The organism is Thioclava pacifica DSM 10166, assembly GCF_000714535.1.
Taxonomy (GTDB): Bacteria; Pseudomonadota; Alphaproteobacteria; order Rhodobacterales; family Rhodobacteraceae; genus Thioclava; species Thioclava pacifica.
The window spans coordinates 1-22,968 of sequence record NZ_AUND01000002.1 but is presented as its reverse complement, the minus strand read 5'-3'; the positions used below and the strand labels follow the sequence as shown (position 1 = coordinate 22,968).

Genomic DNA, 22,968 nt, shown 5'->3' with positions numbered 1-22,968 from the left:
GTTCGGTCCTCAGGTCATTGCGCTGCCGCCATTCACGCCGAACACCTGCCCGGTGATGAACCCGGCGCCGGGTCCGGCGAGAAAGACGGCCATCGCCGCTATTTCCTCGGGCGTGCCAAAGCGCCCGAGTGGGGTATCGAGATCCTTGGCCAATGCCTCGGGGCTCATGTTCTCGGGGCTCGTCATGTCGGTCACGGTCGAACCCGGTGCGATCGCGTTCACGAGGATCGCGGGCGCAAGCTCGCGCGCAAGCGAACGGGTCAGGCTGACCACGCCGCCTTTCGAGGCGGCATAGGCCGAGAGCCCCTCGCGGCCCAGATGCGCGAGGTCCGAGGCGATGGTGATGATCCGGCCGGCCTTGGCCTCCGACGCCCCCATCCGTCGCGCGGCTTCGCGTGCGGTCAGGAAAGAGCCGCGCAGGTTTACCGCGATCACCCGGTCAAATTGCTCGACGGGCATCTCGGTGATCGGGGCTTCGCGCAGGATGCCCGCATTGGCGACGACGATATCGGGGGCGCCAAGGCGTTCCTCGACCGCATCGAAAAACGCGACCACATCGGCTTCGACCGAAACATCAGCGGCAAAGGCGAAAGCAGGTCCGAGAGCTGAAAGCTCGGCTTCGGCGCGGCGCGCATGCGGATCGCCCGGATGGCAGATCGCCACGCGCGCGCCTTCGGCCGCCAGTGCCTTGGCGATCGCGAAGCCGATGCCGCGCGTACCCCCGGTGACGATGGCGGTCTTTCCCGAAAGCGTCATTGCAGGATTTCTCCGCGGTCGATGGAAATGGCTTGCCCGGTGATATTGGCCGCTGCGTCCGAGGCGAGGAAGAGGTACAGCCCCGCGACATCCTTGGGCTCCATCAGCCCACCGATGGATTGCGCGGCCATCACTTCGCCCAGAAGCTCGAACTCCGGTTTGCCTGTCGAACGCGACATCGCCGCGAGCGAGGCCATCGCCGCATCGGTCTTCACCCAACCCGGACAGACCGCGTTCACCGTGATATCGCGCGGGCCTAGCTCGCGTGCCCAGGTACGGGCAAGCCCGATCATCGCATGTTTGGAGGCCGCATAAGCGGAAAACTCCGGCACCGAAGTCTTGCCCCAGATCGAGGAGGTCAGGATCACCCGGCCCCCATCGCGAATGCGAGAAATCAGCGCCCGGGTGACGTTCTGCGTGCCAGTGACATTGACTGAAAGCACGCGTTCGAAGGTCTCGTCGGTTGAGGGTGCAGGACCGTTGAGCGGCGTCGGGCGCTCCATCCCGGCATTGTTCACCAGGACGTCGAGGCGTTCGATGCCCAAGAGCGCATCGGCCAGCGCCGCGCGATCGGAGATGTCGCACAGGATCGGGGTCGCGCCGAGCGCGCTTGCCGCCGCGAAGACCTCCTTGCTCTCGGCCAGGATCGTCAGATCGGCCCCAGCTTTCGCGAAGCCCTCGGCGATGCCGTAGCCAATGCCGCGGCTCGCACCGGTAACCAGGACCCGCGTCCCGCTGTAATCGAAAGAGGCACGCATCAGCCGAGCTCGTAGAATTCGTGTTTCACAGCGGCCGAGATGTCGCGCAGATATTGCGCGGCGATCAGAGCGCCTTTTTCGGGGCTCGCACCTTTGGCCGAGATCAGAGAGCCCTCTTTCGCAACCCATTCGCGGCGTGGCGGCCAGGTGTCGTAGCAGGGCGCGTCGGCGGCGGCATTGTCGGGCACCTTGTCGAAGAGCACCAGATCGGGACGGTAATGCATCATCAGCGAGGTCTCGAGCACGGCGGCATGTTCCAGCTCGATCCCCGGATAGCCATCGGGAAAGACCTGCCCGAGCGTCTCTTCAGTGAGAAACTCCCAATGCTGGAGGCACATCACCCGCACGCCCTTGTCGCCGACCTCGCGCATCGCGAGATCGATGCCTTCGTTGAGAAACCACAGGTTCTCGTAATTGCCATCGAGAACGCAGATCCGGCGCGCGCCATGGCGCACGAGTTCACGGATGATATCGCGGATGATGCAGCTCAGCGTCTGCCCATCGAGCCCCGTCGAGCCGGGGAAAAATGGCCCGCCCGCCGAGCGCGTCATCGACTTGTAGCCATAGGTGACAGGCGCCGCGACCACGCCGCCCACCGCCTCGGCCACATCCTTCGCGATCGCCGAAGGCACGAGATAGTCGAGCCCCATCGGCAAATGAGGCCCGTGCTGCTCGAGCGCGCCGGTGGGAATGAAGACAACCGGGTTCGATTTCAACGCCTCGGCATATTCGGGCCAGGTCATCTCGGGCATCACATGGGTGCGCATCGTCTTGCTCATTCGTGTTGTCCTTCTTCGCGCATCAGGCGCATGATCTTGCGTTCCAGCTCGGCATAGCCCGGCGTCTGAACCAGCTCTTCCTTGGAGCGGATGCGGCCGCCGGATTTGAAGGCGGGGATGATCTCTTCCTTCACCCGGCCGGGATGGGCGGAAAGGAAGACGATCTTGTCGGCGAGGAAGATCGCCTCTTCGATATCATGGGTGACGATGATCATGCCGGTCTGGGCCTGTTCGGCCACGTCGATCATCAATTCCTGCATCTGCCAGCGGGTCTCGGCATCGAGCGCGCCGAAGGGCTCATCCATCAGCAGAAGCTCGGGTCCGTTCGCGAGCGTACGCGCGATCGCGACGCGCTGGCGCATTCCGCCCGAGAGCTGCGAGGGATAGGCGTCGAGGAATTTCGACAGGCCCACGAGACGGATGAAATGCTCGGCCTGCTCGCGCCGTTCGGCAGCGGGCACGCCGTTGATCTTCATACCGAACTCGACATTGCGGCGCACCGAGAGCCAGTCGAAGGAGGTATAGGCCTGAAACACCATCCCGCGGTCGCGCCCGGGGCCGGTGACTGGCGTCTCGCCCAGGGTGATCGTGCCACCTGTTGGCGTCTCGAGCCCCGCGATCATCCGCAGCACCGTCGATTTCCCGCAGCCCGAGGGACCGAGCAGAACCACGATCGAATTGCGCTCGACCTCGAAGGAGACCTTGTCGACGGCAGTCAGTTCCCGCCCTTTCGCAAGCGCGAAGGTCTTGGAGACCTCGTCGAGATGAAGAACGGCCGAACTCATCAGCGTTTCTCCTGAAGATAGGGGAAGAGCCAGCGATGCGCAGCCTTGAAGAGCAGGTCGAACACAAGCCCGAGCACGCCGATCACGATGATCCCAGAGAGGATCTCATCGGTCTTCAGGAAGCGCCGCGCACGCATCATCATCGCACCGATGCCGGTGGTCGAGGCAACGATCTCGGCGATCACGAGATAGGTCCAGGTCACCGCCAGCATCTGCCGCATCGCGGTGACGATCTCGGGCAGCACGGCGGGCAACACCACGTTGAGCACCGTCACCTTGCGGTTCGCACCCAGCGTCAGCGCGGTCTCGATCAGTTCCTTGCGCACGTTCTTGGTGTGATCCATCACCAACGTAATTAGGAAGAACACCACGCCGAGGAACAGGAGCGCCAGTTTCGGCGCCTCGCCCGTGCCGAACCACATCAGCAGGATCGGAATGAAAGAGGGCGCGGGCAGATAGCGCCAGGCCGAGACGAAGGGCGCAAAGATCGCCTCGATGGCGGGAAAAGTTCCCATCATAACGCCCAGCGGCACCGACAGCGCGCTCGCCATCGCGAAGGCCAGCACGACACGCCAGACCGAGATGCCGATATCGCCGATGAAACCGCGATCGACAAAGAGGTTCCAGGTGGTCTCGAAGACCTGCACCGGCGAGGGCACGAGCAGCGGGTTCACCATGCCGCCCTCCGCGGCAATCAGCCAGATGCCGAAGAACAGCACCCAGATGGCGATAGCCGAGAGCGCGGCTTGCCGACGCGAGACGGGACGCCGGACTTCGAGAAAGCGCGATTTGTGGGGGCTGGGGGAGCGCATGTCAGAGCCTGCCTTGATCAGGTGCGGACGCCACCCGTGGTGGGGATGGGCGGCGTCCGCGGGGGATTACTCGTTCGGACCGAAAGACTGGCGATAGCCAGAGGCCACGAGGTCCCCCATCAGCGAGCAGTCGATGGCCGAGGTGACGTCGACCTTGTTGGTCATCAGCCCGAGCTTGATCCACCAGTCATTGGTAAGCGCGGCGGCCTCCGGCATGAAGCCGTTCTTCAGACCGAGCGGCATGTCACCCTCGAGCACGCCACAGGCTTTCGCGGATTCGTCGAAGTCGAACATGTAGATGCCGCCCTCGAAGCTCTTGCCGTTTGTGCCGATGACATAGCCGATATCCTCGGCCGGCCATTGCAGGAAATCAGCGAGCATCTGGTTGGTTTCCTCGACATGGTCATGCCAGTAGCCCAGACCTTCCCAACGCGCCTTGAGAACGGCAAGCGCCGCATCGCGGTCCTTCGCGATGAAGTTCTTGTTCATGTAAAGCGCGTCCATGAAGATCCCGGTTTGCAGGACATCGGGCTTGGACGTGTCGGTGACGCTTTTCGCACCCGGGCTCGCCTCGAGCACTTTCGAGATCCAGGGCTCGTACATGTAGGCTGCCGAAAGATCGCCCGAGAGCATCGGTCCCACTGCCTCGTCGGCATTGAGGTTGACCCATTCGACATCGCCCGGCGCGATGCCTTCCCCGTCGAGCCAGACGCCCATCAGAAGCTGGCCGATATAGGCTTGCGGGGCGGCGACCTTCTTGCCCTTGAGATCGGCGGCGGTCACATCGGGGGCCAGGATCACGTGATCCACCCCGTAAGAGGGGTTGAGCAGCGCGACATTGACGACATCGGTGCCGCGATTGGCCACCAGCGGCGTGTAATCCGCAGTGCAGCCATAGACATCAACCTGCCCCGCCGCGAGCGCCGCATGGCCGCCGAGCGGATCTTCGAAGATGGTGATGTTCAGGTCGTAATCGGGAATGAGGTCTTTCTGTTTGGCGACCTCGAGCATCGCGTAGCCCGGCCAGGAGACGCAGACGCCCACATTGACGGTTTCCTTCGCGAAGGCGGCGGTGGTGCTCAATGCGGCGGCGAGCGTCGCGGCCGGAAGGAGGAGCGGAAGAGTACGCATGATTCGATCCTCTGTGCGTGATGGCTTCTGTCACAATCTTTGTCGCGAAAAATTTTTTACGCAATAAAAATTTTTTCTGGCTTAATTTTTCTTGTCCATGCAAGCTGGGCGCGATAGTCAGGGCTGAGTTCAAGGAGGCTCCCTCGTGTCCGGGTTGAGAGAAAAGCAGAAGGCAGATCGCCGCCGCCGAATCCTCGAAGCGGCGCGCAAGCTCTTTGCCAAGGCCGGTCCCGACGCGACCACGATCGAGGCCATCGCCGACGAGGCCGGCGTCTCGGGCGTGACCGTGCACAACTATTACGGCACGAAATCCGGCGTTCTGTTGGCACTCGTGGCCGAGAGCGACCGGGAGCTTCTGGAAAAGATGGCGCACGATCTGCCCGGCCAGAGTGACGATCTGATCGACCTCGCACGTCGCTTCGCGGCGATCATCCGCGACCACGCGATCACCTTTCTCGACAAGGGGATCTGGCGACAGGTCTTCGCCGCCTCCATCGCCGAGGCGGATTCACGTTTCGGCAAATCCTATCACTCGCTCGACCATCAACTCGCACTCGTCCTGGTGCGTGAGATCGAGGTGCTTCAGGCCTGCGGCGCGGTCGCTTCCGAGGTCTCGGCCTATGATCTCGGCAAGGCGATCTTCAGCCTGCAAAACATGCGCTTCGTGAATTTCATCTCTTTCGACGAGATGACGGATGTCGAAAGTGACGCGGCCTTTCTGCGCGACCTGCGATCGATCCTTGGCGCGCTGCCCGCTAACCGGCGCTGACAGTGGAGTGACCGCAGAAGCGCGCGCGATGGATCACGCCTCGGGCGTCAGCTCACCGCAGAGCGCGCGACCGAGCCGCGCCCGTTGTTCCGTGCGGTCCTGGCTGTAAGAGAGTGCATGGTTGAGCTTGGCGAACGCGGCCTCGACGGTCATGTCACGCCCGTCAATCACGCCATGATCGCGCAGCACCGCGCCCGCCGCATAGGTGCCGAAGGCGATCCCGCCCTCGGGGCATTGGCTGACCGCGATCACCGGAATGTCGCGCGCCTGCGCGGTCGCGAGAGCGTTGTGCAACCCGTCCGAGTTGGGCGCCGTGCCCGAGCCATAGCAGCGTAGCACGAGCCCGTCGCAGACCTGCGCGGCATGCTCGAAAAGGCTCTCTTCCATCCCTGGTGCCACGGCCAGAACCGCGATCCGGGTCGGGGCGATCGGGTGGCGGCGCAACCTATCGCCCGGCTGGCGCGGCGAGATCTCCGACGGATCCGCATTGAAGGCATCAAAGGCGCGCGAATGGCTCTTGCGGACTCGCGCGCCATGCAGGCGGCGGCCTGCGAATTGCACCCAGACACCGGGCTCGGCCGCGCGTGCTGCGTCGAGCGCATCGAGCAGATTGCGCCCGCCATCCGAGCCCTCGACCGTCAGCGGCAACATCGCTCCGGTAACGATCACCGGCTTGCCCAAGCCCTCGAGCGCGAAGCACAGCGCCCCCGCCGTATACGCGAGCGTGTCGGTACCATGGGTCACCACGAACCCATCGAAAGCGTCGTAATCCGCGGCGATTTCACGGGCGATCCGGTCCCAATCGGCGGGCGTGGCATTGGCGCTGTCGATCAGCGGCGTGAAGGCGCGGATCTCCACGCCTTCGGCAGCCCCCGCCTGATCGTCAAGAAACCCCTCGATCACTCCGGGTTCGGGCGCGAAGCCCTCTGGCGTGGCGATCATGCCGATCGTGCCACCGGTATGGATCAGCAGGATCGCCATGACGGTCAGGCGCGCGACAACACGCTGGAGGGGCGCGCCTTGGCCAGCGCCGAGGTCAGCGCGCCAGCGATCGCCGCCTTGATCAGGTCACCAGGGATGAAGACCAGCATCAACGAAGTGCTCTCGGTCAGGCTCTTGCCGAGCGCAAGCGACAGTCCCACGATCCCCATCGCATAGGACAGCACGATCCCTCCCAGAATCGCCGCGACGAAGACCGACAGCGCGAGCGGCGGCTGGCGCCATTTCTCGACGATGAAACCGGTGAGCCAGGCCGCGACGGGCCAGCTGAAGAGGAAACCGGCCGTCGGGCCTGCGAAAACGCCAAGGCCACCCCGGCCTCCGGCCAGAAGCGGCAGGCCCACGGCGACGAGCAGCAGGAACAGCAGAACCGCCAGCGCCCCGCGCTTCGAGCCCAGCACGGCACCCGCCAGCATGATCCCGAGGCTCTGCGCCGTGATCGGCACGCCGAAGCCCAGGGTGATCTTGGGGATCAGCCCCAGCACCGCGATCAGCGCCGCGAAAAGCGCGATCAGCGCAACATTCTTTTCCATCTAACTCTCCCTTTCAGATGTGAGCCCGCCCCGGGCCCGGAGCGCATCGCCGACATGATCGGCATCGTCAAGCGCAAGAAGCGTGAAGGGCAGCACAAGCCGCCAGCTTGGCCGTCGGGTGGCGCGCGCGCGCCAGCTCTCGGTCAGCCGCGTGCCCTTTCCCATCAGAACCGGAACCATCCGGATCACCAGCGCGATCGCGATCTCGAGCACCTGCGTCGGCATCCCGAGTTTGCGCAGCGGCGTGCTAAGCCAGTTCACCACCGCGATCATGTCGCTCAGCCGCGTCGTCATCGACACGAGATTGGCCAGCGCCACCGCCGAGATCATCCGCATCACGATCATCAGCCCGTCCGCAATCTCTCCGATCACCACCTGCCAGATGCCGACGATCACGATGAAGGGCCAGAGCACCTTGAGCGAACGCAACCCCGAGCGCAGGAAGGCCCGGCCCGGTGCGGCATAGGCGGCAAGGATCGCCAGCAGGATCGCGAGATGCGCGTAGGGGCTCGTGATGTAGAACAGCCCCAGCGTGCTCGCACAGAGCCCGGCGAGCTTCAGCCCCGCGGGCCAGTCATGCGCGCGGGTCTTAACCGGGGAGGTCAGCGATATCATCGGCCTCTCCCTGTCGCGTCATCTCTTCGATATAGGCGGGCAGAACCTCGGCCACGCTGCCATGCATCCGCAGCTTGCCCTGATCGAGCCAGAGGATCTCGTCATACCCCTCGACCTCGCGCGGGTCGTGGGTGATCTGGATCAGCGTGCCGTGATAGAGCCCGAGATAGCGCGCCAGCTGCGCCTTGGTCGGAATGTCGAGCCCCGAGAAGGGCTCGTCGAGGATCAGCAGCTTCGGGGCCATCGCGCTCACCGCCATCAGGCACAAAAGCTGCTTTTGGCCCTGCGACAAGGTGGTGACATAGGCGTCGCGCCAGCCCTCCTTGTCGAAGCGGATCAGGGTCTCGACCGCCAGTGTCTCGGCCTCGCGCTTGGTTCTGCCCTGCTGGCGCAGACCAAAGGCGATCTCTTCAGTCACGGTCGGGAAGATGATCTGGTGGTCGGGGTTCTGAAACAGAATTCCTACTTCGCGCAGCGCGGCCTTGCGATCGGCGGCAAGGTCACACCCGTTCACCCGCAGACTACCGCGCGTGGGCGCGATCAGCCCCGCCAGCAGCCGCGCCAGCGTCGATTTCCCCGAACCGTTACGCCCGACGATCCCGATCCGGCGCGCTCGCGTCTCGACCGAGATGCCCTCCAGCACCACGCGCCCTTCAAGGTCGTGGCCCAGAGCGTCGAGCTGGATATGGCTCGCGGCGGGGATCGGATCGGTTCCGGACATGCGCGCGTGCTTACACGCAGCCGCGCGCGCTTTCCAGATGGCATTGGTCGTAGAGAAAGGACACGGGGGCAGGCAGCCCCAAATAAAAACGCGCGAGGCACCCCTGCCCCGCGCGTTTTCTTGATTTCGGAGCAAAGCTCAGCGCGGCTCGCTGCGCAGCCCCTTGAAGATCGCCCAGCACATCACCAGCAGGACGAGCGTGAAGGGCAGACCGGTCGAGATGACCATCGCCTGCAACGCCCCCAGACCGCCGCCAACCAGCAGCACGATCGCGACCGCGCCCTCGAAGGTGGCCCAGAACACACGCTGCGGAACCGGCGCATCGACCTTGCCACCCGCGGTGATCGTATCGATCACGAGCGAGCCCGAGTCCGACGAGGTCACGAAGAACACGATGACCAGAACGATCGCGATGACCGAGGTGATCGAGCTCAGCGGCAGCCCTTCGAGCATCGCGAACAGCGACAGCGGCGGGTTGTAGCTGTCGATCACGTTCGCCTTCACCAGCGAGCCGCTCGGGTCCGAGATCACCTGATCGATCGCAACGCCGCCGAAGACAGCCATCCAGAGCACGCAGACCAGCGACGGGATCAGCAACACGCAGATGATGAACTCGCGCACGGTGCGACCGCGCGAGACGCGCGCGATGAACATGCCGACGAAGGGCGACCAGCTGATCCACCAGGCCCAGTAGAAGGCGGTCCAGCCGTCGCGATAGCTGTCATCGGTGCGCCCGATCGGGTTCGAGAGCGGGATGATGTCTTTCGCATAGGCGAGCAGCCCCTGCCCGAAATCGGTGAAGATCATCAGCGTCGGCCCGGCGAAGAGCACGAACAGGAGCAGCAGCGCCGCGATGCCCATGTTGATCTCGGAGAGCAGCTTCACGCCCCCATCGAGCCCGCGCAGCACCGAGAACAGCGCCACGCCGGTAATCGCGGTGATCAGCACGACCTGCACGCTCGTGTTGATCGGCACGCCGAAGACGTGATTGAGGCCGGCATTGGCCTGCTGCGCGCCAAAGCCGAGCGAAGTCGCAAGGCCGAAGAGCGTCGCAAACACCGCGAGGATGTCGATGATATGGCCGGTCCAGCCCCAGATCCTCTCGCCGAAGATCGGGTAGAAGGCCGAGCGGATCGTCAGCGGCAAGCCCTTGTTATATGAGAAGAGCGCCAGCGCGAGCGCCACCACGGCATAGATCGCCCAGGGGTGCAGACCCCAGTGGTAGATCGTTGCCGCAAGACCCATCTCCTTGGCCCGCGCGACGTTTTCCGGGATCAGATTGCCATCCGCATCGAAGGGCGAAGGCGTGCCCAGAGGCTGCGAGATCGCCATGTGATAGACCGGTTCGAGCACCCCGAAGAACATCAGACCAATGCCCATACCGGCGGCGAAGAGCATCGCGAACCAGCCGACATAGGTATAGTCTGGTTCGGCATCCGTGCCGCCGAGGCGGACCGCCCCCCAGGGGCTCACGATGAGGATCAGGCAGAAGATCACGAAGATGTCCGCCGATCCAAGGAAGAACCAGTCGAAGGTCGAGGTCAGCCACGGGCGCAGCCAGCCGAAAACGGCACTCGCCTGTTCGGGCAGCGCGAGCGCGTAGAAGACAAAGGCCACGATGGTCAGTGCCGAGACCATGAAGACCGGGTTATGTACGTCGAAACCGAAGGGACCGAGCTGCCCCTCCAGATTGTCCTGACCGATCTCGTAATCGGTGTCGATGAGTTGGGTGTCCCCCTCCGGGGCAGGGATTCCCTGAATTTCCTCAGGTTCGGCCATATGCCGTCCTCCTGTCCTTGATTGTTTGTTTTGGTGCGCGCTCAGCCGCGCACGAGAAAGACCGATGCATCCGCATGGGTTGCCAGATGGCCCCCGTGCGAGGCCCAGAAGTAATCGGTGACATTGGGCAGATGCGTCGCCATGACGACGAGATCCGTTCCCAACGCTTCGCAGGCTTCCAGAAGATGCTTGTCGAGATCGATCGCGGGGTCATGGGCCACGATCATGTGTGCGCCTGCGCGATACCTCGTTTCTTCGGCCTTCGAAGACGCGAAATCTTTCAGCCGCGCCTCGTATTCCTTCGGATTATGCCCAAGCGCGTTCGGCTCGGGGCTGGTGATACCCACGAAGATCACGTCGGCATCATGCGTGGTTGCGAGTTCCGCTACGATGCTCAGCGCCTTGCCCATCTTATCGACATGACGCAGATCCACCGGAACCATGATTTTATTGAACATTTTATTCCCTCACGTTTCCGTCGGGCCCAACCGGAACGCCCGGACCCTACCTTCCCAACGGATGCTTCCGGGTCGGGTTCCCAGATTCGTGAAGAAAATTGGTGAAAAGACATGGCGGTCGCGGTGAAGCGGTGCACAGCTCGGATGGCAAGAGCGCGGGAAACCCGCACTCTCACGCGCTCAGTTGCCGTTGTTCCACATGTCTTGTGCCATACGCCACTGGCCGTCCGCCCCCTTCTTCCACACGACGAGGGTCTTGCCGCCGATTTGCTTATCCTTGCCGTCATCGCCCGGCACGCTCACCGCCCATGTTCCGGTTTCGATCGCTGTATCGCCAAGCAGATCAAGATGCAGCAATTCCAGTTCGAGCGAATGGGCAGGGGAATCGAGGATCGGCTGCCAGAACGCCGTAATCGCATCGCGGCCTGTGAGCATCGGCCCGTCCGGTGGCAGGAGAACAGCATCCTCGGTGAAGATCGCCTGCGCGGCCGCTCTCGCATCCCCGGCGTTCCACAACGCCTGCCACGTCCCGATCGCGGCCTCAACGTCGCTGGCATCATCGGCCCGCGAAACCGTCCCGCCACACAGCGCGGCGCAGACAAGCCCCACCATAATCATCTTTGTCATCGCGTTTCCTCCCCTTTTCCGATCGCGCGGAGCACGCAACCGATTGACCTAAGGTAACACGCGGGGCGTCTCGGCCGTTCCGCCACCAATGTCCGGCTTGACAGAACGGGATCAGATGCGCCCTCTCGGCTGAGCGCGCAAAGCAAAACGCCCCGACCTTGCGGACGGGGCGTTTCGTTATTCAGGTGAACCGTTAGGCTCAGGCCTTTTCTTCGATGATCGCCACGAGGTGCGGGATCTTCGCGACCATGCCACGCACGGCCGGGGTGTCTTCCAGCTCGCGGGTGCGGTTCATCTTGTTCAGGCCCAGACCTTTCAGCGTCTCGCGCTGGATGGCGGGACGACGGATCGGCGAACCGATTTGCTTGACGACGATGGTAGCCATTGATCGCTCTCCTTACGCTTCCGCGGCTTCGGCGGTCGCCTCAGCCTCGGGCTTCTTCAGGATGTCGGCCACTTTCTTGCCGCGGCGCGCTGCCACCTGACGGGGGCTCGCTTCCTTGGTCAGGCCGTTCAGCGTGGCGCGGATCATGTTGTAGGGGTTCTGCGAGCCCAGCGACTTCGAAACGACGTCCTTGACGCCGAGCATTTCGAAGACGGCACGCATCGGACCACCTGCGATGATACCGGTACCTTCCGGGGCGGTGCGCATCACAACACGACCGGCGCCGTGACGGCCCTCGATGTCGTGGTGCAGGGTGCGGCCGTCACGCAGCGGCACGCGAACCATGTTGCGCTTCGCCTGTTCGGTCGCCTTGCGGATCGCTTCCGGAACTTCCTTGGCCTTGCCCTTGCCGAAGCCGACACGGCCGCGCTGGTCGCCGACGACCACGAGGGCTGCGAAGCCAAAGCGCTTACCACCCTTCACGGTCTTCGACACACGGTTGATCGCAACGAGGCGATCGGCGAATTCCGGGGTTTCTTCGCGCTCTTCGCGGCGGCCCCGACGGTTGTCACGTTCTGCCATAAGGCATTCCTTCTCGTGATGGCGTGGTATCACGCCGTTTCATCCAATCCAGGTGAGCGCCCCCTTGCAGGGACGCTCCCGGATCATCGGGGTGGCGCTACCGCCACCCTCCGGTTCTTAGAACTTCAGACCGCCTTCGCGGGCCGCGTCGGCAAGCGCCTTGATCTTCCCGTGGAACAGGAAGCCACCGCGGTCGAAGTAGCAGGCTTCGACGCCGGCTTTCTTCGCACGCTCGGCGATCGCAGCACCGACTTTCGCCGCCGCTTCGACGTTGTTCTTGCCGACGACGCCGAGATCTTTCTCGAGCGACGAGGCCGAAGCCAGCGTCACGCCGTTGACGTCGTCGATCAGCTGAACGCTGATGTTCTTCGACGAGCGATGAACCGAAAGACGAGCGCGACCAGCGGCCATCTTCCGAAGCTTGTTCCGAACGCGCAGGCGGCGCTTGAGGAACAGATCCCGTTTGCTGTTTGCCATTTTCGCGTTCCTTACTTCTTCTTACCTTCTTTGCGGAAGATATACTCGCCCTTGTAGCGGATGCCCTTGCCCTTGTAGGGCTCCGGCGCACGCCACTCGCGGATGTTGGCCGCAACCTGGCCCACCTGCTGCTGGTCGATACCTTCCACAACGATCTCGGTCTGCTTCGGAGCCGTCACGGTCACGCCGTTCGGGACTTCGAAGTTCACCTCGTGCGAGTAGCCGAGCGACAGCTTCAGGACGTTGCCCTGCATCTGGGCGCGGTAACCCACACCCTGGATCTCGAGCTCTTTCTTGAAGCCCTCGGTCACGCCGGTGACGAGGTTGGCGACCTGCGAGCGGGTCATACCCCACTGCTGGCGCGCGCGCTTCGACAGGCCACGCGGAGTGATTTTGACGGCGTTGTCTTCGACCGCGAGGGTCACGTCGTCGGTGGCGGTGAAGCTGCGGGTCCCTTTCGGGCCCTTCACTTCGATGGTCTGGCCCGACAGAGACGCCGAAACGCCGCTGGGAAGCTCGACCGGTTTCTTACCAATACGAGACATTGAGCCCTCCTTAGAACACGGTGCAGAGCACTTCACCGCCAACATTGGCAGTGCGTGCGCTTGCATCCGACATCACGCCCTTCGAGGTCGAGACGATGGAAACGCCCAGGCCCTGACGGACCGACGGCACATCCTGAGCGCCCATGTACACACGACGGCCGGGGGTCGAAACGCGCTTGAGTTCGCGGATGACCGGGGTGCCTTCGTAGTACTTGAGGCTGATTTCGAGCTCCGGATGACCTTTCGAGTCAGCGGTTTTCTCGTAACCACGGATGTAGCCCTCGTCCTGGAGCACGTCGAGCACCCAGGCGCGCAGCTTCGAAGCCGGCGTACGGACGGTGGATTTGCCACGCATTTGAGCGTTGCGGATGCGGGTCAGCATATCGCCGAGAGGATCGTTCACAGACATGTCGCCCTCCTTACCAGCTCGACTTCACCATGCCGGGGATCTGGCCGTAGGAGGCCAGTTCGCGCAGCATGATCCGCGAGAGTTTGAGCTTACGGTAGTAAGCGTGGGGACGACCGGTGAGCTGGCAACGATTGTGCAGCCGGGTCGCCGACGAGTTGCGGGGCAGTTCCGCGAGTTTCAGAGACGCCTTGAAGCGCTCCTCCATCGGGCGGTCCTGGTCCGCGATGATTTCCTTGAGCGCGGCCCGCTTCGTCGCGTACTTGTTCACAAGACGCTGACGCTTCACTTCGCGCGCAACCATGGATTTCTTAGCCATAAGTTTCGTTCCTCCGCGATCAGGCGTTGAAAGGCATGTTGAAAGCTTTCAACAGCGCCTTCGCTTCGGCATCCACGTCAGACGTGGTCACCACGATGATGTCCATACCGAGAACCTCGTCGACTTTATCGAAGTCGATTTCCGGGAACACGATGTGTTCCTTGAGGCCCATCGCGAAGTTGCCACGACCGTCGAAGGACGGCTTCACGCCGCGGAAGTCGCGGACGCGCGGCAGGGCGACGTTGATCAGGCGATCGAGGAATTCGTACATCCGCTCGCCGCGCAGGGTGACTTTGCAGCCCAGCGGCATTTCTTCACGGACGCGGAAGCCAGCGATCGACTTCTTCGCCTTGGTCATCACGGCCTTCTGACCGGCGATGAGCGAGAGCTCGTCGGCGGCCTGCTTGACCTTCTTGGTGTCCTTGACGGCTTCACCAACGCCCATGTTGAGAACGATCTTCTCAAGGCGCGGGATCTGCATGTCGTTCTTGTAGCCGAACTCTTCTTTCAGCGCCGCACGGATCTGATCCTTGTAGAGCGCTTTCAGACGCGGAGTGTAGGTCGCTTGATCGAGCATCAGATCGCCTCCCCGGTGGTCTTGGCGTAACGCACCTTCTTGCCGTCTTCCTCGCGGAAGCCGACGCGGGTGGCTTTACCATTGGCATCCATCAGAGCCAGGTTCGACAGGTCGATCGGCATAGCCTTCGGCTGACGGCCGCCCTGGGTGGTCTGGGTCTGACGCTGGTGACGGATCGCGACGTTCACGCCGTCCACGACAGCCTTGCCGGCTTTCGGGTCAACCGAGGTGATCTCACCTTGCTTGCCCTTGTCCTTGCCAGCGAGCACGACGACCTTGTCGCCTTTACGGAGTTTAGCAGCCATCACAGCACCTCCGGAGCAAGCGAGATGATCTTCATGAAGTTCTTGGCGCGCAGCTCGCGAACGACCGGCCCGAAGATACGGGTGCCGACCGGCTCGCCCGCGTTGTTCAGGATGACGGCGGCGTTGCGGTCGAAACGGATGGCGGTGCCATCTTCACGACGAACTTCCTTGGCGGTGCGCACGACGACGGCCTTGCGGACGTCACCTTTCTTCACGCGGCCGCGCGGGATCGCTTCCTTGACCGACACCACGATGATGTCGCCCACGGATGCGTAACGGCGGTGCGAGCCGCCGAGGACCTTGATGCACTGAACCCGGCGAGCGCCGGAGTTGTCAGCAACATCCAGATTGGTCTGCATCTGGATCATGGGGTTACTCCCGACCTTTGGGGACGCCTATGCAGTAAGGGCCCCAGGGTTTCGAATACTGGCGATATGGCCGGGGCTTACGCCTCGACCACGACCCGCCAGCGCTTGGTCTTCGAGATCGGCGCACATTCTTCAATGCGAACAACGTCACCGGTCTTGAACTGGTTAGCCGCGTCATGGGCGCGGTATTTCTTGGACTTCCGGATCGTCTTCTTGAGAACCGGATGCGTGAAGCGGCGCTCGACCGAAACGGTGACCGTCTGGTCGTTCTTGTCCGAGGTCACGGTGCCTTGCAGGATACGTTTGGGCATAGGAAGCTCTCCTTACTTCGCGGCTTCAGCGGCTTTGGCGTTCAGCACGGTCTTGATCCGCGCAACGTCACGACGAACGGTGCGCATGCGCGCGGTGTTCTCGAGCTGGCCGGTGGCTTGCTGAAAGCGGAGGTTGAAGGCTTCTTTTTTCAGCGCGACGAGCTGGTCACGCAGCTCATCAGGCGTCTTCGCCTTGAGTTCTTGGGCGTTCATCCCGGGTCCTTTCTTGGCATCAGAGGGCCCCTCGCGGGTGACCCTGTATCTGATGGGTTATGTCGGTCCTGAATTCAGGAACTTGGGGCCAATATCAGAGAGAATCGGATATGGCAAGGATTGATTGGCCTTTACCCCTCGATCGGGTAGGACAAGGCAACTTACCCCCTCTCGGAGCGCCCAGCCATGTCGCAAATCGAAAGCCTCTTCGCAACCCGCCTCTACCGCGCGAAACTCTCCGAGTTCGGCCCCAAGGTCGACACCGACGAGCTGGAAGCTTCCTGCTACGCCATCGCCGAGGATGACGAGGCGGGTCAGGAATGGTGCGAGGAGAACGGCTATCCGGGCTACACCTCCTACGCCTCGCTGACCGACCTGCCCTGGCGCTTCCCGATCTTCGACGACATCGTCAAATCGCTCGACCTGCACGTCGCCGCCTTCGCCGAGGACCTGCAATTCGAGCTGGGTGGCGGCAAGCTGGTGCTGGAGGATCTGTGGATCAACATCCTGCCCGAGGGCGGCACGCATGGCTCGCATATCCACCCGCATTCGGTGATCTCTGGCACGACCTATGTCGCGATGCCCGACGGCGCCTCGGCACTGAAACTGGAAGACCCGCGGCTTGCGATGATGATGGCCGCGCCGACACGGCTGAAACCTGCACGGCGGGAATTGCAGCCCTTCATCTATGTCGCCCCCGAGCCGGGCGAGGTGCTGCTCTGGGAAAGCTGGCTGCGCCACGAAGTGCCGATGAACATGTCGGAATACGACCGGATCTCGGTGAGCTTCAATTACAAGTGGGTGGAGTGAGGCGATCCGATTGGAGACCTCTTCAAACCAAAAGCCCCGCCGCTCCGGCGGGGCTTTTCATTGGTCGGTCGCAATACTCAGCGTTTGCGCTGCGTCTGCATCTCATGCGCCTCGTCGAACTTGCGCGAAAGATGGTTCGACCACGCCATCGCGCCAAGGCCGAGCGCGAGCGCAATGAACGGCACGATATATCCGTAGATCGCCATGTCTCAGACCTCCTTCTTCAGGTTACCCAAAATATAGTGCGAAATGCCGTGCAATGCGAGTCCGATGATCCCCCAGACCGCAAGCTGCATCGGGTCATGCCGGCTCTGCTCGACAACCGGCTTGAGAATCGCAAACCCCACCAGCGCCAGACCGATCGCATTCACCGAGGTCGCCATGATCTTCTGGCGCTCGTTATAGATCGACAGATCGTCGCTCTTCCAATGCTTCATGAAAACTCCCGAAGGCTTCAAATCATCGCCTCAGTATAGCAAAAGCCCCGCCGGATGGGCGGGGCTTTCGTTTCTCTCGCGAGGGACCGGGATTACCAGTCCTGACGCTCGACGATGCGGCAGGCAACGGGGAGCTTCGCGGCGCCGAGGCGCAGGGCCTCGCGAGCGATGACTTCGTTGACGCCGTCGATTTCGAACATCACGCGGCCGGGCTTGACCTTGGCGGCCCAACGGTCGACCGAACCCTTACCTTTACCCATACGGACTTCGGTGGGTTTCGCGGTGATCGGGGTATCCGGGAAAATCCGGATCCAGACACGGCCCTGACGCTTCATGTGGCGGGTGATCGCACGACGCGCGGCTTCGATCTGACGGGCGGTGACGCGCTCGGGCGCCACAGCCTTGAGGCCGAAGTGACCGAAGTTCAGGTCAAAGCCACCTTTGGCTTCGCCGTGGATCCGGCCTTTGTGCATCTTGCGGAACTTCGTCCGTTTCGGTTGCAGCATGACTATCTACTCCCTCAGCGATCGCGACGCGGGCCGCGCGGAGCCGGGCCCTCTTGGGCTTCGGCGTGCTTGCGGTCGCGAGCTTGCGGATCATGTTCCATGATCTCGCCTTTGAAGATCCACACCTTGATGCCGATGATCCCGTAGGGGGTCATGGCTTCGGAGAGTGCGTAATCGATGTCGGCACGCAGGGTGTGCAGCGGCACACGGCCTTCGCGATACCACTCGGTGCGCGCGATCTCGGCGCCGCCCAGACGGCCGGCGACGTTGACGCGGATACCCAGGGCACCCATGCGCATCGCGTTCTGCACCGAGCGCTTCATCGCGCGGCGGAACGAGACACGGCGCTCGAGCTGCTGAGCGATCGACTCGGCGACGAGCTGCGCGTCGAGTTCCGGCTTGCGGACTTCGACGATGTTCAGGTGCAGCTCGCTGTCGGTGAAGTTCGCCAGCTTCTTGCGCAGCGCTTCGATGTCAGCGCCTTTCTTGCCGATGATGACGCCCGGACGCGCAGCGTGAATGGTCACGCGGCACTTCTTGTGCGGACGCTCGATGATGACGCGGCTGACGCCGGCCTGCTTGGCTTCCTCGTGGATGAACTCGCGGATCTTGAGATCCTCAAGCAGGAGGTTGCCGTAGTCCTTGCTGTCGGCGTACCAGCGGCTGTCCCAGGTGCGGTTGACCTGGAGGCGCATGCCGATCGGATTGACCTTCTGACCCATTACGCTTGCTCCTCGATCTGGCGCACCTTGATGGTGAGTTCCGAAAACGGCTTCATGATCTTGCCGAACCGGCCACGTGCCCGCGGACGGCCACGCTTCATCACCAGGTTCTTGCCAACCCAGGCTTCCGCCACGACGAGTTCGTCCACGTCCAGGCCGTGGTTGTTCTCAGCGTTGGCAATCGCCGACTGGAGGCATTTTTTCACGTCGATAGCGATACGCTTCTTCGAGAAGGTCAGGTCCGAAAGGGCCTTGTCGACCTTCTTGCCACGGATCATCGCAGCGACGAGGTTCAGTTTCTGCGGCGAGGTGCGAAGCATGCGGGTTTTCGCCATTGCTTCGTTGTCCGCCACGCGGCGCGGATTCTTTTCCTTACCCATGACGATTACTTCCTCTTGGCTTTCTTGTCGGCCGCATGCCCGTAATAGGTACGGGTCGGCGAGTATTCACCGAATTTCTGACCGATCATTTCCTCGGTGACGTTCACCGGGATGTGCTTCTGGCCATTGTAGACGGCGAAGGTGAGGCCGACGAATTGCGGCAGGATGGTGGAACGACGCGACCAGATCTTGATCACTTCGCCTTTGCCCGACTCGCGCGCTTTTTCCGCTTTCTTCAGCAGATAGGCGTCAACGAAAGGGCCTTTCCAAACAGAACGAGACATATCTTAGCGACCCTTCTTCTTCGCGTGACGCGAACGCAGGATGTACTGGTCCGTCTTCTTGTTCGAGCGGGTGCGCTTGCCCTTGGTGGGCTTGCCCCACGGCGTCACCGGGTGACGGCCACCCGAGGTACGGCCTTCACCACCACCATGCGGGTGGTCGATCGGGTTCATCGCAACACCGCGAACGGTCGGACGCACGCCCATGTGGCGCTTACGACCGGCTTTACCGAGGTTCTGGTTCGAGTGGTCAGCGTTCGACACGGCACCGATGGTCGCCATGCATTCCTGACGCACGAGGCGCAGTTCGCCCGAGCTCAGACGCAGCTGCGCGTAGCCACCGTCACGACCGACGAACTGGGCATAGGTGCCCGCGGCGCGTGCGATCTGGCCGCCCTTGCCGGGCTTCAGCTCGACGTTGTGGACGATGGTACCGATCGGCATGCCCGAGAAGGGCATCGCGTTGCCCGGCTTCACGTCCTGCTTGGCGCCCGCGATCACGGTGTCGCCGACAGCGAGACGCTGCGGAGCGAGGATGTAGGCGAGCTCGCCATCTTGATATTTGATCAGCGCGATGAAGGCGGTGCGGTTCGGATCGTATTCGATCCGCTCGACGGTCGCCGGAACATCGAACTTGCGACGCTTGAAGTCGACGATGCGGTAGAGACGCTTCGCGCCACCACCCTTGTGCCACATCGTGATCCGCCCGGTGTTGTTCCGGCCACCCGTCTTGGTCAGACCCTCAGTGAGGGCTTTGACCGGACGGCCTTTCCAAAGCTCCGAACGGTCGATCAGAACCAGCCCACGCTGGCCCGGCGTCGTCGGTTTATACGACTTGAGTGCCATGCTTTCTGTCTTCCGTTGGTTTGCGGCGAGTTACCCCGCCTGTCTGTGTGTATAGGGCCCCGAAGGTCCCCGAATTCAAAAATCACGGGCCCCGGAACGAATCCGAGGCCTCGAGACTGGCGCGATGTAGCAGGGATGGGTGGGCGAGTCTATAGGCTTGGGCCTGTTTTTGCGCGGTGCGCCCCAAGCAACTGGCGCTTCGCGGCCCGGCCATGCAGACTGGGCTCTGAGGCAGATAGAATAACAGGAGAAACCGATGCGTCCAACCAGAGCGATTGCGCTCGCCGCCCCCCTCTTTGCTTTCGCGCTTCTTGCCAGCCCTGCCCTCGCCGATAGCTGGCGAGGCACCTATGTCGTCGCCGGCGTCAAGGGCGAGGACATGCTCAAGATGCGCGAGGGGCCGGGTGTGGGCTACAAGGTGATCGTGGGGCTCCCCAACGGGACGCTCCTGCGCGTCCAGAGCTGCGAACGGATCGGCAATACGCGCTGGTGCAACGCCCGCCTCGACCGCGCTCCGGGGCTCAAGGGATATGTCTCGGAGAGCTACATTCGGGAGAAGTGAGGGCTCAGCCCTACCAGCGGCAACGAGCAAACGAAAAGGCCCCCGCTTGCGCGAGGGCCGTTCCAATTTCACGATCCAGAATGGATCAGAGGCCGGTCGACACGTCGATCGTGTTGCCTTCTTCCAGCGTCACGTAGGCTTTCTTCACGTCCGAACGCTTGCCCGGGATACCCCGGAAGCGCTTGGTCTTGCCTTTGGTGATGGTGGTGTTGACCGCCTTCACCTTGACGCCGAAGAGGGTCTCCACGGCTTCCTTGATCTGCGGCTTCGAGGCGGTTTTCGCCACTTCGAAGACCACGGCGCCGTTCTCCGAGGCCATGGTGGCCTTCTCGGTGATGATCGGCTTGACGATCACGTCGTAATGTTCGGGTTTCGCGCTCATTTCAGACGAGCCTCCAGAGCTTCGACACCCGCCTTCGTGAGCACGAGCGTGTCACGCTTGAGGATGTCATAGACATTGGCGCCCATCGAGGGCAGCACGTCGATGCCTTCGATGTTGCGCGCGGCTTTGGCGAAGTTCTCGTTCACCTCGGCACCGTCGATCACCAGGACCTTCTTCCAGCCCAGCTCCTTCGCGGCTTTCGCGAGCAGTTGGGTCTTGGCTTCGGCCATCACGGCATCATCCAGCACCACCAGCTTGCCGCTGGCCGCTTTCGACGACAGCGCGTGCTTCAGACCCAGAGCCCGGAACTTCTTGGGCAGGTCGTGAGCGTGGCTGCGCGGGGTCGGGCCCTTGTAGACACCACCCTTGCGGAAGATCGGAGCCTTGCGGGAGCCGTGGCGTGCGCCGCCAGTGCCCTTCTGGCGGTAGATCTTCTTCGTCGAGTAGCTGACTTCCGACTTGGTCAGAACCGAGTGGGTACCAGCTTGCGCTTTCGCGCGCTGCCAGCGCACGACGCGGTGCAGGATGTCCGCACGCGGCTCGAGCCCGAAGATCTCGTCGGAGAGGTCGATCGAACCGGCCTTGCCGGCGTCGAGTTTGATCACGTCGAGTTTCATCACTTGTCTCCTTCGGGCGCGTCACCCGCGTCGTCAGCCTTGTCGGCCTCGATCGAGGCTTCGGCTTCCTTCAGCGCGGCGGCTTCCTGAGCGGCTTGCTCTTCTGCGAGACGCTTGGCTTCGGCTTCAGCCTCGGCAGCAGCGGCGGCAGCAGCTTCTTCAGCGGCTTTCGCAGCAGCTTCGGCAGCCGATTTCAGCGCGGCCGGGTAGATCACGTTTTCCGAGATCGGCTTCTTCACGGCGTCTTTCACCGTGACCCAGCCGCCCTTGGCGCCCGGGACCGAACCCTTGACCATGATCAGGCCACGATCGGCGTCGGTCTTGACCACTTGCAGGTTCTGGGTCGTGACGCGCACGGCACCGAGGTGACCGGCCATCTTCTTGCCCTTGAACACGCGGCCCGGATCCTGACACTGACCGGTCGAACCGTGCGAGCGGTGCGAGATCGACACGCCGTGCGAGGCGCGCAGACCACCGAAGTTGTGACGCTTCATCGCACCGGCGAAACCCTTACCGATCGAGGTGCCCGCGATATCCACGAACTGACCTTCGAAGTAGTGGTTGGCCGTGATCTCCTCGCCCACGTCGATGAGGTTTTCCTCGGCGACGCGGAATTCGGCGACCTTGCGCTTGGGCGCCACGTTCGCTTTCGCGAAGTGACCGCGCATCGCAGCCGTGGTGCGCTTGGCTTTGGCTTCGCCCGCACCGAGCTGAACAGCGGTGTAGCCGTCCTTCTCGGAGGTGCGCTGAGCCACCACCTGGAGCTTGTCGAGTTGGAGAACGGTCACAGGAACCTGCTTGCCGTCCTCGAGGAAGAGCCGGGTCATGCCCAGCTTCTTGGCGATAACACCAGTCCGCAGCATGTTGCTCTCCTTAAACCTTGATCTCGACGTCAACGCCCGCAGCGAGGTCGAGCTTCATCAGCGCGTCCACGGTCTGGGGGGTCGGATCGACGATGTCGAGAAGACGCTTGTGCGTACGGATTTCCCACTGGTCGCGCGACTTCTTGTCGATGTGCGGACCACGCAGAACCGTGAATTTCTCGATCTTGTTCGGAAGCGGGATGGGCCCGCGAACCTGGGCACCCGTGCGCTTCGCGGTGTTGACGATTTCCTGGGTGCTGGCGTCCAGCACGCGGTAATCGAACGCCTTGAGCCGGATGCGGATATTTTGGCCGGTCATATGTCATGCCTCTCGCATGGCGTGAAGGTTGAGAGGCAGACAGCACCGAATGTGGTGCCTGCATCGAACCTGTAATCTTGGCAGATCAGGCGCGTCCTCTATGGGGGTTCCCTGAGTCTGTCAAGAGCGAATGGCGCGCCTTGCGGCGCACCATTCAAATTCTCGTCCACTGTCGTTTTTCGGGGCCGGAAAACCGGTCCCGAAAGCGTCAGATCACTCGATGATTTTCGAGA

The 22,968-nt window shown here is 62.7% G+C and carries 38 protein-coding genes; 3 read left to right on the top strand and 35 right to left on the bottom strand.

Going from position 1 to position 22,968, the window contains the following annotated elements; all coding sequences use genetic code 11:
* Nucleotides 1-9: 9 nt before the first annotated feature.
* The 6 genes from TP2_RS03520 to TP2_RS03495 form a co-directional block, all read right to left on the bottom strand.
* Nucleotides 10-756: an SDR family NAD(P)-dependent oxidoreductase gene (locus TP2_RS03520; RefSeq protein ID WP_038073603.1), complete on the bottom strand. Its 747-nt coding sequence runs from the start codon at nucleotides 754-756 to the stop codon at nucleotides 10-12.
* Complete coding sequence (locus tag TP2_RS03515; protein ID WP_038073601.1) at nucleotides 753-1,514, bottom strand: SDR family NAD(P)-dependent oxidoreductase; 762 nt, start codon at nucleotides 1,512-1,514, stop codon at nucleotides 753-755. Before TP2_RS03515 ends, TP2_RS03520 begins: the two co-directional genes overlap by 4 nt.
* Nucleotides 1,514-2,293 (bottom strand): creatininase, encoded by a 780-nt coding sequence (locus tag TP2_RS03510; protein ID WP_206198305.1) that lies wholly within the window; start codon nucleotides 2,291-2,293, stop codon nucleotides 1,514-1,516. The genes TP2_RS03515 and TP2_RS03510 overlap by 1 nt, the downstream gene beginning before the upstream one ends.
* Nucleotides 2,290-3,078: an ABC transporter ATP-binding protein gene (locus TP2_RS03505; RefSeq protein ID WP_038073599.1), complete on the bottom strand. Its 789-nt coding sequence runs from the start codon at nucleotides 3,076-3,078 to the stop codon at nucleotides 2,290-2,292. The genes TP2_RS03510 and TP2_RS03505 overlap by 4 nt, the downstream gene beginning before the upstream one ends.
* A complete protein-coding gene (locus TP2_RS03500) occupies nucleotides 3,078-3,890 on the bottom strand; it encodes an ABC transporter permease (RefSeq protein ID WP_038073597.1) in 813 nt (270 codons plus the stop codon). Before TP2_RS03500 ends, TP2_RS03505 begins: the two co-directional genes overlap by 1 nt.
* A gap of 66 nt (nucleotides 3,891-3,956) precedes the next feature.
* A complete protein-coding gene (locus tag TP2_RS03495) occupies nucleotides 3,957-5,021 on the bottom strand; it encodes an ABC transporter substrate-binding protein (RefSeq protein ID WP_038073595.1) in 1,065 nt (354 codons plus the stop codon).
* A 145-nt stretch (nucleotides 5,022-5,166) separates the two neighbouring features.
* Between TP2_RS03495 and TP2_RS03490 the strand changes: the two genes are divergently transcribed.
* Nucleotides 5,167-5,790, top strand: a complete 624-nt coding sequence (locus tag TP2_RS03490) for a TetR/AcrR family transcriptional regulator (RefSeq protein WP_038073593.1) — start codon at nucleotides 5,167-5,169, stop codon at nucleotides 5,788-5,790.
* 33 nt (nucleotides 5,791-5,823) lie between these two features.
* Here TP2_RS03490 and TP2_RS03485 read toward each other — a convergent pair whose 3' ends face one another.
* The 18 genes from TP2_RS03485 to rpmC form a co-directional block, all read right to left on the bottom strand.
* Entirely contained in the window at nucleotides 5,824-6,771 is a 948-nt protein-coding gene (locus TP2_RS03485) for an asparaginase (protein WP_038073591.1), read from the bottom strand.
* A gap of 5 nt (nucleotides 6,772-6,776) precedes the next feature.
* Nucleotides 6,777-7,322: a biotin transporter BioY gene (locus tag TP2_RS03480; RefSeq protein WP_038073589.1), complete on the bottom strand. Its 546-nt coding sequence runs from the start codon at nucleotides 7,320-7,322 to the stop codon at nucleotides 6,777-6,779.
* Nucleotides 7,323-7,937 carry an energy-coupling factor transporter transmembrane component T family protein gene (locus TP2_RS03475; protein WP_038073587.1) on the bottom strand — a complete coding sequence of 205 codons (615 nt, stop codon included), beginning with the start codon at nucleotides 7,935-7,937 and terminating at the stop codon, nucleotides 7,323-7,325.
* Nucleotides 7,912-8,658, bottom strand: coding sequence for an energy-coupling factor ABC transporter ATP-binding protein (locus TP2_RS03470; protein ID WP_038073585.1), 747 nt, complete (start codon nucleotides 8,656-8,658; stop codon nucleotides 7,912-7,914). Before TP2_RS03470 ends, TP2_RS03475 begins: the two co-directional genes overlap by 26 nt.
* A gap of 138 nt (nucleotides 8,659-8,796) precedes the next feature.
* Nucleotides 8,797-10,437: a BCCT family transporter gene (locus TP2_RS03465; RefSeq protein WP_038073584.1), complete on the bottom strand. Its 1,641-nt coding sequence runs from the start codon at nucleotides 10,435-10,437 to the stop codon at nucleotides 8,797-8,799.
* Nucleotides 10,438-10,478: 41 nt separating this feature from the next.
* A complete protein-coding gene (locus TP2_RS03460; RefSeq protein ID WP_038073582.1) occupies nucleotides 10,479-10,895 on the bottom strand; it encodes a universal stress protein in 417 nt (138 codons plus the stop codon).
* 180 nt (nucleotides 10,896-11,075) lie between these two features.
* On the bottom strand, nucleotides 11,076-11,522 hold the full coding sequence (locus TP2_RS17850) for a YybH family protein (protein WP_051692155.1): 447 nt from the start codon (nucleotides 11,520-11,522) through the stop codon (nucleotides 11,076-11,078).
* Between the two features lie 199 nt (nucleotides 11,523-11,721).
* A complete protein-coding gene (gene rpmD / locus TP2_RS03450; RefSeq protein ID WP_038073580.1) occupies nucleotides 11,722-11,907 on the bottom strand; it encodes a 50S ribosomal protein L30 in 186 nt (61 codons plus the stop codon).
* 12 nt (nucleotides 11,908-11,919) lie between these two features.
* Nucleotides 11,920-12,489: a 30S ribosomal protein S5 gene (gene rpsE, locus TP2_RS03445; protein WP_038073578.1), complete on the bottom strand. Its 570-nt coding sequence runs from the start codon at nucleotides 12,487-12,489 to the stop codon at nucleotides 11,920-11,922.
* A gap of 117 nt (nucleotides 12,490-12,606) precedes the next feature.
* Nucleotides 12,607-12,966 (bottom strand): 50S ribosomal protein L18, encoded by a 360-nt coding sequence (gene rplR, locus TP2_RS03440; protein ID WP_038073576.1) that lies wholly within the window; start codon nucleotides 12,964-12,966, stop codon nucleotides 12,607-12,609.
* 11 nt (nucleotides 12,967-12,977) lie between these two features.
* The gene (rplF, locus tag TP2_RS03435; protein WP_038073574.1) at nucleotides 12,978-13,511 is read right to left on the bottom strand and encodes a 50S ribosomal protein L6; all 534 of its coding nucleotides are present in this window, start codon (nucleotides 13,509-13,511) and stop codon (nucleotides 12,978-12,980) included.
* 10 nt (nucleotides 13,512-13,521) lie between these two features.
* Nucleotides 13,522-13,920: a 30S ribosomal protein S8 gene (gene rpsH / locus TP2_RS03430; RefSeq protein ID WP_157617029.1), complete on the bottom strand. Its 399-nt coding sequence runs from the start codon at nucleotides 13,918-13,920 to the stop codon at nucleotides 13,522-13,524.
* A gap of 10 nt (nucleotides 13,921-13,930) precedes the next feature.
* Nucleotides 13,931-14,236 carry a 30S ribosomal protein S14 gene (gene rpsN, locus TP2_RS03425; RefSeq protein ID WP_038073572.1) on the bottom strand — a complete coding sequence of 102 codons (306 nt, stop codon included), beginning with the start codon at nucleotides 14,234-14,236 and terminating at the stop codon, nucleotides 13,931-13,933.
* A 19-nt stretch (nucleotides 14,237-14,255) separates the two neighbouring features.
* Nucleotides 14,256-14,813: a 50S ribosomal protein L5 gene (gene rplE / locus TP2_RS03420; protein WP_038073570.1), complete on the bottom strand. Its 558-nt coding sequence runs from the start codon at nucleotides 14,811-14,813 to the stop codon at nucleotides 14,256-14,258.
* Complete coding sequence (rplX, locus tag TP2_RS03415) at nucleotides 14,813-15,118, bottom strand: 50S ribosomal protein L24 (protein ID WP_038073568.1); 306 nt, start codon at nucleotides 15,116-15,118, stop codon at nucleotides 14,813-14,815. Before rplX ends, rplE begins: the two co-directional genes overlap by 1 nt.
* Entirely contained in the window at nucleotides 15,118-15,486 is a 369-nt protein-coding gene (rplN, locus tag TP2_RS03410; protein ID WP_038073566.1) for a 50S ribosomal protein L14, read from the bottom strand. The genes rplX and rplN overlap by 1 nt, the downstream gene beginning before the upstream one ends.
* Before the next feature lie 77 nt (nucleotides 15,487-15,563).
* Nucleotides 15,564-15,797 (bottom strand): 30S ribosomal protein S17, encoded by a 234-nt coding sequence (gene rpsQ, locus TP2_RS03405; protein ID WP_038073564.1) that lies wholly within the window; start codon nucleotides 15,795-15,797, stop codon nucleotides 15,564-15,566.
* A 12-nt stretch (nucleotides 15,798-15,809) separates the two neighbouring features.
* Nucleotides 15,810-16,010: a 50S ribosomal protein L29 gene (rpmC, locus tag TP2_RS03400; RefSeq protein WP_038073562.1), complete on the bottom strand. Its 201-nt coding sequence runs from the start codon at nucleotides 16,008-16,010 to the stop codon at nucleotides 15,810-15,812.
* 186 nt (nucleotides 16,011-16,196) lie between these two features.
* Between rpmC and TP2_RS03395 the strand changes: the two genes are divergently transcribed.
* Nucleotides 16,197-16,820 carry a 2OG-Fe(II) oxygenase family protein gene (locus TP2_RS03395; RefSeq protein ID WP_038073560.1) on the top strand — a complete coding sequence of 208 codons (624 nt, stop codon included), beginning with the start codon at nucleotides 16,197-16,199 and terminating at the stop codon, nucleotides 16,818-16,820.
* A 77-nt stretch (nucleotides 16,821-16,897) separates the two neighbouring features.
* On the opposite strand, the gene TP2_RS18965 is transcribed toward TP2_RS03395, so the two are convergent.
* From TP2_RS18965 to rplB, 7 genes are all read right to left on the bottom strand, one after another.
* The gene (locus TP2_RS18965) at nucleotides 16,898-17,026 is read right to left on the bottom strand and encodes a hypothetical protein (RefSeq protein ID WP_276202124.1); all 129 of its coding nucleotides are present in this window, start codon (nucleotides 17,024-17,026) and stop codon (nucleotides 16,898-16,900) included.
* A 3-nt stretch (nucleotides 17,027-17,029) separates the two neighbouring features.
* On the bottom strand, nucleotides 17,030-17,257 hold the full coding sequence (locus TP2_RS03390; RefSeq protein ID WP_038073558.1) for a hypothetical protein: 228 nt from the start codon (nucleotides 17,255-17,257) through the stop codon (nucleotides 17,030-17,032).
* 92 nt (nucleotides 17,258-17,349) lie between these two features.
* The gene (gene rplP / locus TP2_RS03385) at nucleotides 17,350-17,763 is read right to left on the bottom strand and encodes a 50S ribosomal protein L16 (RefSeq protein ID WP_038073556.1); all 414 of its coding nucleotides are present in this window, start codon (nucleotides 17,761-17,763) and stop codon (nucleotides 17,350-17,352) included.
* A gap of 14 nt (nucleotides 17,764-17,777) precedes the next feature.
* Entirely contained in the window at nucleotides 17,778-18,485 is a 708-nt protein-coding gene (gene rpsC / locus TP2_RS03380) for a 30S ribosomal protein S3 (protein WP_038073554.1), read from the bottom strand.
* Entirely contained in the window at nucleotides 18,485-18,865 is a 381-nt protein-coding gene (rplV, locus tag TP2_RS03375) for a 50S ribosomal protein L22 (RefSeq protein WP_038073552.1), read from the bottom strand. Before rplV ends, rpsC begins: the two co-directional genes overlap by 1 nt.
* 5 nt (nucleotides 18,866-18,870) lie before the next feature.
* Nucleotides 18,871-19,149, bottom strand: a complete 279-nt coding sequence (rpsS, locus tag TP2_RS03370) for a 30S ribosomal protein S19 (RefSeq protein WP_038073550.1) — start codon at nucleotides 19,147-19,149, stop codon at nucleotides 18,871-18,873.
* Nucleotides 19,150-19,152: 3 nt separating this feature from the next.
* Nucleotides 19,153-19,992: a 50S ribosomal protein L2 gene (gene rplB / locus TP2_RS03365; RefSeq protein WP_038073548.1), complete on the bottom strand. Its 840-nt coding sequence runs from the start codon at nucleotides 19,990-19,992 to the stop codon at nucleotides 19,153-19,155.
* Nucleotides 19,993-20,248: 256 nt separating this feature from the next.
* Here rplB and TP2_RS03360 point away from each other — a divergent pair, with 256 nt between their 5' ends.
* Nucleotides 20,249-20,554 (top strand): SH3 domain-containing protein, encoded by a 306-nt coding sequence (locus tag TP2_RS03360; RefSeq protein ID WP_038073546.1) that lies wholly within the window; start codon nucleotides 20,249-20,251, stop codon nucleotides 20,552-20,554.
* An 85-nt stretch (nucleotides 20,555-20,639) separates the two neighbouring features.
* On the opposite strand, the gene TP2_RS03355 is transcribed toward TP2_RS03360, so the two are convergent.
* From TP2_RS03355 to rpsJ, 4 genes are read right to left on the bottom strand one after another with little or no spacing between them, the layout of a single operon-like run.
* Nucleotides 20,640-20,936 (bottom strand): 50S ribosomal protein L23, encoded by a 297-nt coding sequence (locus TP2_RS03355; RefSeq protein ID WP_038073544.1) that lies wholly within the window; start codon nucleotides 20,934-20,936, stop codon nucleotides 20,640-20,642.
* Entirely contained in the window at nucleotides 20,933-21,553 is a 621-nt protein-coding gene (gene rplD, locus TP2_RS03350) for a 50S ribosomal protein L4 (RefSeq protein WP_038073541.1), read from the bottom strand. The genes TP2_RS03355 and rplD overlap by 4 nt, the downstream gene beginning before the upstream one ends.
* The gene (rplC, locus tag TP2_RS03345; protein WP_038073539.1) at nucleotides 21,553-22,416 is read right to left on the bottom strand and encodes a 50S ribosomal protein L3; all 864 of its coding nucleotides are present in this window, start codon (nucleotides 22,414-22,416) and stop codon (nucleotides 21,553-21,555) included. Before rplC ends, rplD begins: the two co-directional genes overlap by 1 nt.
* Nucleotides 22,417-22,426: 10 nt before the next feature.
* Nucleotides 22,427-22,735 carry a 30S ribosomal protein S10 gene (rpsJ, locus tag TP2_RS03340; RefSeq protein ID WP_036639457.1) on the bottom strand — a complete coding sequence of 103 codons (309 nt, stop codon included), beginning with the start codon at nucleotides 22,733-22,735 and terminating at the stop codon, nucleotides 22,427-22,429.
* Between the last annotated feature and the right edge of the window lie 233 nt (nucleotides 22,736-22,968).